This is a genomic window from Pseudomonas sp. NPDC008258, from assembly GCF_042956345.1.
Lineage (GTDB): Bacteria > Pseudomonadota > Gammaproteobacteria > Pseudomonadales > Pseudomonadaceae > Aquipseudomonas.
Map to the genome: position 1 here is coordinate 1 of NZ_JBIBGE010000040.1, position 12,324 is coordinate 12,324.

Sequence of the window (12,324 nt, forward strand, 5' to 3'; positions counted from 1 at the left end):
GAGGGGTGATTTCTCCCACGGTCTGTACTGCGCGAACAGTCAGAAGCGAGTTATGACCCTCCTCCTCCCTTCAAGTCCTACCATACAAGCGGGTTCACCCGCGAAACGGCCGACGCCAACGGTACAAGTCCGCACCTTTGACGCGACCAGGATTACTGTCAATGCTGCAACTGTACCCGCAAAACAAGCATGGCCCCGGGAGCGCCAATGAATCGAAACGAACTGCGCAAAGCCGATATCAACCTGATGGTGGTGTTCGAAGCCCTGATGCAAGAGCGCAACCTCACCCGTGCGGCAGAAAAACTGTTCATCGCCCAACCCACGGTCAGCGCCGCGCTGGCCAGGTTGCGGGCGATGTTCAACGACCCGTTGCTGATCCGCGTGGGCAACCGCATGGAACCTTCGGCCAGGGCAGAAGAGGTGATCAGGCACCTCACCCCGGCGCTGGATGCGATGTCCATTGCCCTCAGCCTGTCCCACGATTTTGACCCGGCCACCAGCAACATGACGTTCCGTATCGGTTTGTCCGATGACGTGGAGTCGGGCTTGCTGCCGCCACTGCTGCGGGCCCTGCGGGTTGAGGCGCCGAACGTAGTGGTGGTTGTGCAGCATGTGGATTATTGGCGCATTCCGGACCTGCTGGCAGCGGGCGATGTAACGGTGGGCATCAGCCAGACCAAGGGGCTGCCGGTCAACGCCAAGCGCAAGGTGCTGCGGACCATGCAGGGCAGGGTAGTACGGGCCGACAAGTCAGCAACGCCCTTGACGCTGGATGAGTTCTGTTCCCGCCCGCACGTTCAGGTATCGCCTACTGCCAACACGCACGGCGTGGTCGATGACTGGCTGAAAGAGATCGGCCGTGAACGCAAGGTGGTGTTGTCGGTGCCGCAGTTCAGCTCGTTGCCCGCGATTCTGGCAGGTACCGACCTGCTCGCCTGCTGCCCGGATTACGCCGCGCACGGCATGGAGCGCTGGGGCAACCTTCAGGCCGAGATGCTGCCATTCGAGGCGGCTGCACTGGAGCTGGCCATGGTCTGGTTGAGCACCACCGACAGCGACCCTGCCGAACGCTGGTTGCGCAGTCGCCTGGAGCAGTACATGGGCGGCCAGCGTGAGGTGGCCAGAGGGCTCTAGCCGCGATCATTTGCAGAATCAGGCAAGCATCGCACGGGATCACACTACTGCTCGGCGCATGTCGACCGTGAGAATGGCCCTCACCACATGCAGGAGGGTCGAAACATGCTCGTCAATGCTTACGGCGCACACGCTGGCAACCAGCCGTTGCAACCACTGCGCATCACTCGCCGCGCGCCAGGCGCTCACGATGTTCAGATCGATATCGCGTTCTGCGGCATCTGCCATTCCGACCTGCACCAGGTGCGCTCGGAGTGGGAAGGCACGCAGTACCCGTGTGTGCCCGGCCATGAAATCGTCGGTCGGGTGACGGCGGTAGGGGCGCACGTTGCCACCTTCAAACCAGGTGATCTGGTTGGTATCGGTTGTATCGTCGACAGCTGCAAGCACTGCGCCGACTGTGACGAAGGCCTGGAAAACTACTGCGACGGCATGATCGGCACCTACAACTTCCCGACCGCCGACGCCCCTGGCTGGACGCAGGGTGGCTATTCGCAGGCGATCGTCGTGCATGAACGCTACGTGCTGCGCATCCGCCACCCGCAAGCACAACTGGCCGCTGTCGCCCCGTTGCTGTGCGCGGGCATTACCACCTACTCACCGCTGCGCCACTGGCAGGCCGGCCCGGGCAAGAAAGTGGGCGTGGTCGGCATTGGGGGCCTGGGCCACATGGGCATCAAGCTGGCCCATGCCATGGGCGCCCATGTGGTGGCGTTCACCACCTCGCCCAGCAAGCGTGAAGCGGCGCTGGAACTGGGGGCGGATGAAGTGGTGGTATCGCGCAACGCGGAGGAAATGGCCACTCACCTGAAAAGCTTCGATTTCATACTGAACACCGTCGCCGCACCCCATGACCTGGATGCCTTCATGGTACTGCTCAAACGTGATGGTGCCATGACGCTTGTCGGCGCACCGGCCACACCGCACGCCGCGCCCAACGTGTTCAACCTGATCATGAAGCGCCGCACGCTGGCCGGCTCGATGATCGGCGGCATCCCGCAAACCCAGGAGATGCTCGACTTCTGTGCCGAGCACGGCATCGTTGCCGATATCGAGCTGATACAGGCCGGGGACATCAACGAGGCCTACGAGCGCATGCTACGGGGGGAGGTGAAGTACCGCTTCGTGATCGACAACGCCAGCCTGGATTCGACGGGTTCCCCGATGCCAGTCAGTTGAGTCATTGGGGCTGCAAAGCAGCCTCAGTCAAGTCAGCATTTGGCCTTGAACGCTGCCTGGGCCAAGCCCTCTATCCAGTCCTGGTGGCCATTGATCATGGGGTTGGGCTTGGTGCGGGCCAACTCGGCAGCCGGTTTTCCTTTCTGCGTCTCCTGAGTAAGGATGCGCACCCGGTTGCCGGGCAGGTCTTCGATCAGCCAGGCGTGATGCACATCCAGGCGCGTGTCGGCGCCGCCCTCGACCCAGCCATGCCAGGCCACTCGCGCAGGCTGGCTCGGGGCCGGCGGTACATGCTCGGTAACCTGCGCTTCGACCGGGAAGCCGAATGTGGTGAAGCGAAAGCGTGCGCCGTTGCTCAGGTACGGGCCGGAGCCATCATGAAAGCGGATGTCCGCTGCATTGCTGTAGTACGTCGGCCATGCGAGCGTGTCATTCAGTTGTTGCCAGACTGCTTCGGCAGTGAGGCCTGAGATGATGATCTCGTTCGAAGCAAAGTTTTCGGTGGTGCCGGGCAGATAATCGGCGGGCCATTCGATGGTGTGCATGGTTCATCCTCAGGTAAGGGGCGCCTTGGCGGCTTTGACGAAACCATGGTGCGCGGCAACAATACATAACGCCAATCACATCTCCTGAGCTAACCCATAAGCATGCGTAATATCAGGAACCTTGACCTGAACCTGCTGCGCACGCTCGATGCCTTGCTCGACGAAGGCAGCGTGACCCGTGCCGCCGAGCGCCTGGCGCTGACCCAGCCTGCGGTGAGCGGCATGTTGACCCGCTTGCGCGACAGCTTCGACGACCCGTTGTTCGTCCGTTCGCAGCGCGGGTTGGTGCCCACAGCCCGCGCGCAGGCGCTGGCCCTGCCAATCAAGCGCGTGCTGGGCGAAATTGAAGGCATGCTGCAACCGCCTGGCTTCGACCCCGCCCAGGCCAGCCTCACGCTGGCCGTGGCCGCCACCGACTACGCCCAGCGGACTGTGCTGATGCCTTTGCTTGCCGCGTTGCGCGATCAAGCCCCCGGTATCCGCCTTGCCGTGCGTGCAATCGAAGAGTCGCGGGTCGCGCAGCAGTTGGCATCAGGGGAGCTGGACATGGCCATCCTCACCCCCGACAGCGTCAGCCCGGGTTTGCAGGCCATGCACCTTTACGATGAGCAGTATGTGTGCGCCATGCGCATCGGGCACCCGGCTGCCGGGCATCTGGACCTCGACACGTTCTGTGAACTGGAACACGCGATCGTCTCGCTGGGCAGCGGCGCCTTTCACGGCGTCAGTGATGAAGCGCTGGCGCGTATCGGCAGAGCGCGGCGGGTATGTCTGTCTGTGCCAAGCTTTCTGATGCTGCTGGAGGTGTTGCGCAGCAGCGACCTGATCGGCGTATTGCCCGGCCGCCTGGTGCAGCCGGGGGATGGCCTGCAGGTGGTGGAGCCGCCGCTGGCCATTGCAGGGTTCAGCAAGGTGCTGGCTTGGCATGAGCGCACGCATCATGACCCGGCGCATCGATGGGTGCGCAAGTTGCTTTCGAGCGTTTCGCATAAGTGAGCCAAGGCTCGCTGAAAGACCGGGTGGCAATCGCTGTAGGGGAGGTCGTCGAGGCTGGCCCAGAAGAACGTGAACAAGTGGCCATGGTCATCCTGGGTCTGGTGGGACCACTGCTCGGGCAGGGCACCCTCCACCTGGCACAGGTGAAACGACCACACCTGGTCAAGATGCTCTGCATCCCAGCAGCCCAGGTCTTGAACAACCTGGGCGTTGGCGATGCCGGACTCTTCACTCAGTTCACGCAGGGCGGCCGTGGCGGGTGTTTCACCCTTTTCGATGGTGCCTTTCACCAGTTGCACACCGGCCAGCGGGTGGCGGAACAGCAGGATTTTTCGAGGCAGCGAGGATGAAAGGACTACGGGGCAGGCCTTGTTGGAGCGCATGGGTGATTTCCATATCGGCTAATAGATTCCTGTGGGAGCGGGCGCGCCCGCGAAACAGGCAACGCAGTGGATGGCACCGGCTTTGCCGGTGTTCGCGGGCTCGCCCGCTCCCACAAAGAATGCGCGAGCTTGAAGATTTTGAATAAGGCAGTTGCTCCCATAGGGACAGCGGTGCGCTCACGGGCTTTGTTTTCTGCGCGACAGCGGGGACTACACAGTTTTTTGATTTCCTGCCGGGAATGCCCTGCGCAACAAGGCAATGGCTTCATCCACCGAGCACCCTTGTATCGTCGGTGGCTCAGGGCGCTCACAAAACTCACGCCAGACGAACAGCGTCAACTCGGCACCATCAGTCTGCGGCTGCGCTGCTTCCGTCCAGCCAAACGCTTGTAGCGCCCGGTAACGCTCATCCGCCCAGAACAGCGCTTCGACCCAAGGGTAGACAGGGATGAAATGAAAGTGAATGGCGTACCCCGCGTCGTGGCCATACCGGCCAATGTACAAACGCGCCGGTTGCAACTGCGCCTCCATCACCTGCTGCGTATGCGCCATGAGGATACCCAGTTCGGCCTGGGCCTCCGTAGGCAGGGCTGCCAGTGAGTTGACCGGTGCGCGTGCGCTGAGCATCAGGTAACCGGGCAGCGCGCTGTTCATACGGTGGTTCAGCACCCAGTGCCGGGTCTGGTGGATGATGAAGCGGGAGGGGATGTCCATATGGCTTCCCATGCGTGCCTTCTTCGCATCCTTTCAGGCCCCGAGGGCAAGGCGGTAAGGCTACAGCAATGCTGATGCCTTGCGCGATGCCCCCTGGTTGGTCAGCCTCAGAACGCCCCTTGCAACGTCACCATGAAGTTACGTGGTTCGCCATAGAAGTTGCCCCACGCCGGCGCGCCGATGGTGGAGTAGTACTTCTTGTCGAACAGGTTGTTGCCATTGAGGGCAACCGTCCAGTTCTGGTCCAGGCGGTACTGCACGCGGCCGTTCCACACGGTATAGCCGGCCTGCTCGACACGGGTACCGCGGGTAGTGCGGAAGTTTTCGCTCTGGCTGTTCAGGCCGGCGCCAAGCGTCCAGCGTTCAAGTGCGCCGCCCAGTTGGTAGTCACCCCACACCTTGAGCATGTGCCGCGGGATGAAGCTGGAGGTAAAGGTCAGCTCCGTCGGGTCGGTGTCTTCGATGGTTTTCAGGTATTTGGTCTGGGTGTAGGTGTAGCCCGCCAGCAGTTGCAGGCGCTCGATGGGCGAGCCGCTGATTTCGGCTTCGAAACCCTGCGCGCGGACCTTGCCGCTGTCGGTGTAGCAATAGCCGTCGCCTGACGGGCAGGTTTCGATGTAATCGGTTTCTGCGCGGTGATCCTCGATCGTGCGGAACAGGTTGAACGACGTATTCAATGCACCCTCAAGCAGCTCGCCCTTGATGCCGATCTCGTAGTTGGCACCGGTCTTGGGCTGAAGGGGCTGCCTCTGGGCGTTCACTTTGTCGCTCTGCGGTTGGAATATGTCGGCGTAGCTGGCGTAGGCGGTCCACTGGTCATTCAGGTCGTACAGCACGGCGGCGAACGGCGTGACCTGGCCGTTTTCCTGGCTGCGGTTGTTTACCCAGTATTCATAGCGCTGGGTGTAGGAGTCGCTCTTGTTGCGGTACCAGCTCACCCGTGCACCCAGCACCAGGGTCAGTGGTTCTGCCAGTTTCAGGCGCAGGTTGGCGTAGGTGCCGTACTGGGTGGTGGTGGAGTCGGTTGGAATGCTACCGCCACGCAGGGGGCTGACCAGGTAATCAGCCTTCGCAGGGTGAGGGAAGTCTGCCGAGGGGTCGAGCGGATTCTGGCTGCCGCTCAGCGCCATCAGTGCAAAGTAGTCATGGGTTTTCTGGCGGCTGGCGTTGGCACCGATGATCAGTTCGTGCTGCAAGCCGAAGGCTTCGAACTTGCCGTCGACGTAGCTATCGAAGCCGTAGTCGTCCTGGTCGTAGTCGAAGCGCCCGGCATAGCGGCCCATGCTGGCGCTGGTGGCGCCGACCGGTACCGAACCTTCGGAGTAACCGTATTCGATGTTCTGATTGTTGTGGGTGTAGACCGAGGCAAAATTCAGTGTCCAGTCTTCGTTGAAACGGTGCTTGAGATCGGCAAAGCCGGTAATGCGCTGGCTTTGCAGGTCGTTCCAGCTGGCACCCAGGCAAGTGGAGCGGGACAGCTTCAGGTCGCTGCCATCGGCGTAGCGGGGCAGGCCGTGGTAGCACGGCGTGGCATCCACATCCTCGTACGCCAGGCCAAAGCCCAGGGTCGTGTCGGCGCTGACGTCCCAGTCGATGGCACCGTACAGCACCTGGTCCTGGCGCTTGGCGGTGTCGTAGAAGTACTGGCGGTCTTGCAGTGCTGCCACGGCGCGGCCACGCACGGTGCCCGACTCGTTCAGCGGGCCGCCCACATCCACCTGGCCACGGTAGTTGTCCCAACTGCCGGCAGACAGGGTGACGGTGGTAGCGGCCTTTTCCTGGCCACGCTTGCGCACGAAGTTGACACCGCCGGCCGAGGAGCCGGAGCCCTTCATCATGCCGGCCGCCCCCTTGAGGATTTCGACGCGGTCATAGAAGGCCATGTCGCTGGAAAAGCTGTTGGCCTGCACGTAGTGGCCGCCCACGTCCAGGGGGACGCCGTCATACTGATACTGGCCGTCGAGGTTGAAGCCACGGGAGTAGAAGTACTTGCCGCCCATGGGCGAGTCGTACACGGTGATGCCCGGGGTTTTGTCCAGCACCTGCTCCAGGGTGTTGAGGTTCTGGTCGTCGAGCATCTTGCGGGTCATGACGGTGACCGACTGCGGGGTTTCCTTCAGCGTGTGCACACCCTTGCCAATGGTCACGGCGCGGGCGGTGTAAGACTGAGTACCCTCGCTGGTCGCGTCCAGCCGGTTGGCGTCGATGTTCAGTGGCCCCAGTTCCATCGCTGTGCCGTTATCCGAAGGCACCAGCACGTAACCGCCATTGCCCTGGCGTTGTGCCTGCAAGCCGCTGTTGCCCAGCAAGCGCACCAGCCCTTCCTCGACGCTGTAGCTGCCCTCCAGGCCTGCGCTGTTGAGGTTGCGGGTTTGCTCGGTGTCGAACGAAATGGTTACACCCGCCTGCACGCCAAACTGGGTGATGGCGTTGCCCAGCGGGCCAGCGGCGACGTGGTAGGCAGCCTGGCTCTGGGCCATGGCCTGGGCAGGCGTCAGCAGCAAGGCTGGCGCGCTGGCCAGGGACATGCCGAACAACACCAGGCGCACAGCCTGGCTCAGCTTGGTTGCAGAGGTGAGGTGCAGGTGGGGCATTACGTGATCCTTCCGAGTCATGGCAGAGAGCCGCTGTCGTCGCGGCTTGTGTCAGGGACGGACGAGAATCGAAATCAGCAAGATTTCACTGAAAGTTTTTTTCACCCGTTGCTCAGGCAGGTTCCACGCTGACCCAGTAGCGGCTCAGGTAGCGCACGTTCACGGGCAGGGTTTTCGGCAGGTTGGCCAAGGCGATGTCGGTGTCATCAATGCGGAATGCCCCGGAAATGCTCATGGCCTGGATCGACGGGGCACAACGCAACACGCCTGGCCGATAGCGCCCCAACTCTTCGATGAAGTCGCCCAGGCGCCAGTCGTTCACGCTCAGCATGCCTTGTAGCCAGGCGGTGGAGTCGGCTGGCAGGGCATGGGCGACGGTGAAGTCTTGCGGGTCAAAGCTTGCTTGCTGGCCGGCCTGCACCTGCAGCACGCGGTCCGGGTAGCGCTGTGGACGCACCTCGACGCTGGCTTGCAGCACCCCCACGCGTGTCTGCTGCGCAAGCTTGCGGACGCTGAACTCGGTACTGCGGGCAAGGACGCTGCCGTCCTCGGTGTGCACGATAAGCGGGCGCTGCTGAAGATCGCCGAGCGGGCGCACCAGGATTTCACCCTGGTACAGCTGGATCGTCCGCACTTTCGCATCAAAGCGCACATCCAGCGCGGTATCCACGTTCATTTCCAGTTGCGAGCCATCCTCCAGTTGCACGGCGCGCCGCTCGCCGGTACCGGTACGTTGTTGCGCCATAAGGGCGCGATAGGGCACCTGCTCGGCTGCCAGCCAGCCACCGCCGCCCATGGCCAGCAGCAGGCCCAGCACTTTCAGCACATCGCGCCGCTGCGCCTGAGCCGCGCCCAGGCTGGACAGCGCCGCCTGGGGCGGCACCATGGCCCATTGTTGCTGGAGCTTTTCAACGCGGGCCCAGGCCGCGGCATGCTGTGGGCTGGCCTGCAACCATTGCCGCCAGGCGTGGGTACGGGCTGCGTTGCTGTCGCCATCGTTGAGCTGCACGTACCAGGTGGCAGCGGCTTCCAGCGTCTTGATGTCCATGCCGTTCAGCCTTCGACTGCCAGCAGGCAGCGGGTCATGGCCTTGATCAGGTGGTTCTTCACCGTGGTGACCGACACGCCGAAGCGCTCGGCCGCGGCACCGTAGGTCAGGCCTTCCAGCTGCACGGCAAGAAAGATGGCGCGGGTCTTGGTGCCGAGTTCGTCCAGCAGGTTGTCCACGGCCACCAGCATTTCGATGATCGACAGGCGTATTTCCGGCGATACCTCCACCGGCTCCGGGCGCAGGGCCAGGGCTTGCAGGTAGGCCTGTTCGATGGTGCGGCGGCGGACCTTGTCGATCAGCAGCGAGCGGGCGATGGCGCTGAGGTAGCTGCGTGGCTCGCGGATGGGCAGCTGGTTGCGTGCGGTCATCACCCGCAGGAAGGTGTCGTGTGCCAGGTCGGAGGCATCGGCGGCATTGCCCAGGCGGGCGCGCAGCCAGCCCTTCAGCCAGCTGTTGTTTTCGCTGTACAGCTGGTGCAGGGCCTGGGGATCGAGCGTCGACATGGCGTCAAGACCGCAATATTAATGGGAATTGATCGCATTTTCTCTACAAAGCCAGGCCGAATGCAAGGCTTGTGTGGGAGCGGGCGTGCCCGCGAAGAAACCACCGCGGAGTGTGGCACCGGCTCTGCCGGTGTTCGCGGGCGCGCCCGCTCCCACAGGGGCTTGTGCGCGCCTTGAAAAATGAGTTTAGAAACCTGCCTCCAGGCCCAGCAGATCCTGCACCGTCTGGCGTCGACGGATCATGCGCAGGGCACCGTTCTCGATCAGGAACTCCGGCAGCAACGGCCGGCTGTTGTAGTTCGACGACATCGACGCGCCATAGGCCCCGGCATCGTGAATCACCAGTAAATCGCCCACCTGAGCCTGAGGCAGGTCTTGCGGCGTCAGCTCCTGGTCGTCCTGGGTGAACACGTCACCCGACTCACACAACGGCCCGGCCACCACGGTCGGCTGCCGTGGGCGGTCCACCGGCTGGCCGTTGGCATCGAGCAGGGTCATGCCGTGGTAGGCGCCGTACATGGCCGGGCGCATCAGGTCGTTGAAACCGGCGTCGATCATCACGAAGGTATTGCGCCCCACCTGCTTCACAGCGCGCACTTCGGCCACCAGGTAGCCCGACTCGGCCACCAGGAAGCGCCCGGGCTCGATTTCCATGCGCACGGGGTGGCCGAGCATTGCTTCGATTTCCTTGCGCGCCACCGCCCAGGTCTGGGCGTAACGTTGCAGGTCGACTGGTTTATCGGTGCTGCGGTACGGGGTGGACAGCCCGCCGCCGATGGAGAAGGCTTCGATATCCACGCCCAGGCGGCCGATCAGCTCGATCATCGAGCGGGCCACCTGCTCCAGGTGCTGGTAATCCACCCCGGAGCCGATGTGCATGTGCACGCCCACCAGGTGCAGGCCATGGGCCTTGATCACCGCCAGCGCTTCGTCCAGCTCTTCGTGCCAGATGCCGTGCTTGCTGTTTTCGCCGCCGGTATTGGTCTTGCGGCTGTGGCCATGGCCGAAGCCCGGGTTGATGCGAATCCACACGCGGTGGCCGGGCGAGCGTTCACCCAGTTGGCGCAGCATGTCGATGGAGCCGGCGTTGACTTCGATCTTTTCTGCCACCACCCGCTCCAGGGTTGGCCGGTCCAGCGCGTCGCAGGTCAGCACCACGCCGGCAGGGTCACCGTCCACGCTTGCACCTGCTGCAAAGGCCCGCTCCATCTCGCCCAGCGACACCGCGTCCAGCACCAGGCCGTGGGCGCGCATCAGGCGCAGCACATGCAGGTTGGGGTTGGCTTTCTGGGCGAAGCGCACGGTGTCGAACACCTTCAATTGCTCGACACGTTCGGCGATGGTGCTGGCGTCATACGCCCACAGTGGCGAGCCGTGCTGGCGTACAGCCTCGGCCAGGAGGGTGAAGGGTGCAGTCATGGTGGCACTACTCATTTAAAGAAGACCACGAGAATGCGCTAACACAGGAATTCATAAAAATAGCTATTTTTCTGTCAGCCATTCATATCTGATATACCCATTACCGACTCATCAGGTACCCCCCGTGAAACTGTCCGCCCGCCATATCGAAGTGTTCCGCGCCATCATGGCCGCTGGCAGCGTCACCGGTGCGGCACGCCTGTTGTTCACCTCGCAGCCCACGGTCAGCCGCGAACTGGCGCGGCTGGAACAGGTAACCGGGTTGAACCTGTTCGAGCGCGAGGGCGGGCGCCTGGTGGCAACGGCCCAGGCGTTGCTGTTGATCGAAGAGGTCGAGCGCGCCTACGTGGGGCTGGAGCGGATCGACCGCTTTGCCCAGGCCATTCGCAATTTCGAGCAGGGCCGGCTGGCCATCACCTGCCTGCCGTTGTTTTCCCAAACCCTGCTGCCCAAGGCCTGCCAGCGCTTCCATCAACAGCACCGCGGCGTGAGCGTGAGCATCCTGGCGCAGGAGTCGCCGTTGCTGGAGGAGTCACTGGTGGCCCAGCAGCATGACCTTGGCCTGACCGAGGTCGAACAGATACCGCGCGGCGCCTATGGCGAACTGTTGTTCAGCGCCAACATGGTGTGCGTGTTGCCCGAGCACCACCCGTTGCAGGCCAGGGCCGAACTGGAACTGAGCGACTTTCACGAGGTGGACTTCATCAACCTGGCCAGCCTGGACACCTACCGCCAGCGCCTGGACCAACACTTTCGCGCGGCGGGGGTGAACCGCCGCACGGTGATCGAAACCACCAGTGCCGCCTCGGTGTGCGCCATGGTCAGGCAGGGGTTGGGGGTGGCGATCATCAACCCGCTGAGCGGGCTGGAGGCGGCGCAGGGCGGGCTGCCGATTCGCAGGTTGCGGGTGTCGGTGCCGTACCAGGTGATGCTGATCAGGCCGGATCACAGGCCTGCTTCGGCGGCGGTGGAGCCGTTTTGTGAGGCGTTGCGGGTGCAGGCCCAGGCTATGCAGGCAGCGTTGATCTAGCACCAGGCTTTTTGCACTGCCTGTACCGGCCTCATCGCCGGCAAGCCAGCTCCCACATTGACCGCGTTGGTCTGAGGCCTTGCGCGGTACCTGTGGGAGCTGGCTTGCCGGCGATGAGGCCAGCGCAGGCAACACAAGAGTAATGTCATATGTGAAACCTGCGGTTCAAAGCTCGCAGACGAAGGTGCCAGTCCCGGCCAGGATGTTCTCCAGGGTTTCCTTTACTTCATCCAGGTCACTCAGGTCGCTGGTCAGGTTGATCTCCAGCACCTCGTCGCCTTTCAGCGCATCGCGGTCGCCGGCCGCCACTTCGATCAGCAGGCGCCTGGCGCTCAGGGTCACTTTCAGCCCGTCCAGGGTCGATGGCTCGTCATCCAGGGTCAGGTCGACGGTGTCTTCGTCCGGGTAGCGGGTAAGCAGAAACATCTGACCCTTGTCGCTGTGGCAGCACAGGGTCGCCATGTTGTCTTCCTCGTCATCGCAAGGGGTGGCGAAGAGCAGGGCGGTGTTGATTTGCATGAGCAGGCTCGGATCAAAGGAAACGGAAGGGAATTCTGACAGTCTTGGCTACATGCATAAACGTAAAGTTACCGCCCCTTGACCGAAATTGTCGCAGCGCTGCAAGCCTTGATGACCGATCAGTCGTTAAGCTTCGCCCAGCCCTGGGCGTGCCTGCGCACGTTCAACGTCTGGTTTTTACCGTCCGCCTTGCCACGGGTTGGCTATCGTTGATCCGTACACGGCGCACGCAGCGACGCTTCAACTATTACAAAGCC

13 protein-coding genes are annotated in these 12,324 nt (G+C 62.8%); 5 read left to right on the plus strand and 8 right to left on the minus strand.

Annotated features, from left to right (window positions below):
- Positions 1-207: 207 nt before the first annotated feature.
- Positions 208-1,134, plus strand: a complete 927-nt coding sequence (locus ACFY9W_RS25105) for a LysR substrate-binding domain-containing protein (protein ID WP_391136249.1) — start codon at positions 208-210, stop codon at positions 1,132-1,134.
- 105 nt (positions 1,135-1,239) lie between these two features.
- Positions 1,240-2,313 carry an alcohol dehydrogenase catalytic domain-containing protein gene (locus ACFY9W_RS25110; protein ID WP_391136252.1) on the plus strand — a complete coding sequence of 358 codons (1,074 nt, stop codon included), beginning with the start codon at positions 1,240-1,242 and terminating at the stop codon, positions 2,311-2,313.
- Positions 2,314-2,345: 32 nt separating this feature from the next.
- On the opposite strand, the gene ACFY9W_RS25115 is transcribed toward ACFY9W_RS25110, so the two are convergent.
- Positions 2,346-2,858, minus strand: a complete 513-nt coding sequence (locus tag ACFY9W_RS25115; RefSeq protein WP_391136255.1) for an SRPBCC domain-containing protein — start codon at positions 2,856-2,858, stop codon at positions 2,346-2,348.
- A gap of 102 nt (positions 2,859-2,960) precedes the next feature.
- Here ACFY9W_RS25115 and ACFY9W_RS25120 point away from each other — a divergent pair, with 102 nt between their 5' ends.
- Positions 2,961-3,854: a LysR substrate-binding domain-containing protein gene (locus ACFY9W_RS25120; RefSeq protein ID WP_391136258.1), complete on the plus strand. Its 894-nt coding sequence runs from the start codon at positions 2,961-2,963 to the stop codon at positions 3,852-3,854.
- Here ACFY9W_RS25120 and ACFY9W_RS25125 read toward each other — a convergent pair.
- From ACFY9W_RS25125 to lysA, 6 genes are all read right to left on the minus strand, one after another.
- A complete protein-coding gene (locus tag ACFY9W_RS25125; protein ID WP_391136261.1) occupies positions 3,797-4,237 on the minus strand; it encodes an NUDIX domain-containing protein in 441 nt (146 codons plus the stop codon). The two genes, ACFY9W_RS25120 and ACFY9W_RS25125, sit on opposite strands and share 58 nt — an antisense overlap.
- A 210-nt stretch (positions 4,238-4,447) precedes the next feature.
- Positions 4,448-4,951, minus strand: a complete 504-nt coding sequence (locus ACFY9W_RS25130; protein WP_391136264.1) for an HIT family protein — start codon at positions 4,949-4,951, stop codon at positions 4,448-4,450.
- Positions 4,952-5,058: 107 nt separating this feature from the next.
- Positions 5,059-7,545: a TonB-dependent siderophore receptor gene (locus ACFY9W_RS25135; protein WP_391136267.1), complete on the minus strand. Its 2,487-nt coding sequence runs from the start codon at positions 7,543-7,545 to the stop codon at positions 5,059-5,061.
- Between the two features lie 112 nt (positions 7,546-7,657).
- Complete coding sequence (locus ACFY9W_RS25140; RefSeq protein ID WP_391136270.1) at positions 7,658-8,593, minus strand: FecR domain-containing protein; 936 nt, start codon at positions 8,591-8,593, stop codon at positions 7,658-7,660.
- Between the two features lie 5 nt (positions 8,594-8,598).
- On the minus strand, positions 8,599-9,099 hold the full coding sequence (locus ACFY9W_RS25145) for a sigma-70 family RNA polymerase sigma factor (RefSeq protein WP_391136273.1): 501 nt from the start codon (positions 9,097-9,099) through the stop codon (positions 8,599-8,601).
- 186 nt (positions 9,100-9,285) lie between these two features.
- Positions 9,286-10,518: a diaminopimelate decarboxylase gene (lysA, locus tag ACFY9W_RS25150; protein WP_391136275.1), complete on the minus strand. Its 1,233-nt coding sequence runs from the start codon at positions 10,516-10,518 to the stop codon at positions 9,286-9,288.
- 124 nt (positions 10,519-10,642) lie between these two features.
- Here lysA and ACFY9W_RS25155 point away from each other — a divergent pair, with 124 nt between their 5' ends.
- On the plus strand, positions 10,643-11,548 hold the full coding sequence (locus tag ACFY9W_RS25155; protein WP_391136278.1) for a LysR family transcriptional regulator: 906 nt from the start codon (positions 10,643-10,645) through the stop codon (positions 11,546-11,548).
- Between the two features lie 165 nt (positions 11,549-11,713).
- Here the strand turns inward: ACFY9W_RS25155 and ACFY9W_RS25160 are convergent, their stop codons facing one another.
- Positions 11,714-12,067 (minus strand): hypothetical protein, encoded by a 354-nt coding sequence (locus ACFY9W_RS25160; RefSeq protein WP_391136281.1) that lies wholly within the window; start codon positions 12,065-12,067, stop codon positions 11,714-11,716.
- Between the two features lie 78 nt (positions 12,068-12,145).
- On the opposite strand from ACFY9W_RS25160, the gene ACFY9W_RS25165 reads away from it, so the two are divergent.
- Positions 12,146-12,280, plus strand: a complete 135-nt coding sequence (locus tag ACFY9W_RS25165; RefSeq protein WP_391136284.1) for a hypothetical protein — start codon at positions 12,146-12,148, stop codon at positions 12,278-12,280.
- Positions 12,281-12,324: the final 44 nt, after the last annotated feature.

What these genes read in the sequence shown, in the direction of transcription:
- ACFY9W_RS25125 (WP_391136261.1), bottom strand. Translation starts at nt 4,237, where the DNA reads ATGCGCTCCAACAAGGCCTGCCCCGTAGTCCTTTCATCCTCGCTGCCT.
- lysA (WP_391136275.1), bottom strand. Translation starts at nt 10,518, where the DNA reads ATGACTGCACCCTTCACCCTCCTGGCCGAGGCTGTACGCCAGCACGGC.
- ACFY9W_RS25105 (WP_391136249.1), top strand. Translation starts at nt 208, where the DNA reads ATGAATCGAAACGAACTGCGCAAAGCCGATATCAACCTGATGGTGGTG.
- ACFY9W_RS25110 (WP_391136252.1), top strand. Translation starts at nt 1,240, where the DNA reads ATGCTCGTCAATGCTTACGGCGCACACGCTGGCAACCAGCCGTTGCAA.
- ACFY9W_RS25145 (WP_391136273.1), bottom strand. Translation starts at nt 9,099, where the DNA reads ATGTCGACGCTCGATCCCCAGGCCCTGCACCAGCTGTACAGCGAAAAC.
- ACFY9W_RS25140 (WP_391136270.1), bottom strand. Translation starts at nt 8,593, where the DNA reads ATGGACATCAAGACGCTGGAAGCCGCTGCCACCTGGTACGTGCAGCTC.
- ACFY9W_RS25160 (WP_391136281.1), bottom strand. Translation starts at nt 12,067, where the DNA reads ATGCAAATCAACACCGCCCTGCTCTTCGCCACCCCTTGCGATGACGAG.
- ACFY9W_RS25130 (WP_391136264.1), bottom strand. Translation starts at nt 4,951, where the DNA reads ATGGACATCCCCTCCCGCTTCATCATCCACCAGACCCGGCACTGGGTG.
- ACFY9W_RS25135 (WP_391136267.1), bottom strand. Translation starts at nt 7,545, where the DNA reads ATGCCCCACCTGCACCTCACCTCTGCAACCAAGCTGAGCCAGGCTGTG.
- ACFY9W_RS25120 (WP_391136258.1), top strand. Translation starts at nt 2,961, where the DNA reads ATGCGTAATATCAGGAACCTTGACCTGAACCTGCTGCGCACGCTCGAT.
- ACFY9W_RS25115 (WP_391136255.1), bottom strand. Translation starts at nt 2,858, where the DNA reads ATGCACACCATCGAATGGCCCGCCGATTATCTGCCCGGCACCACCGAA.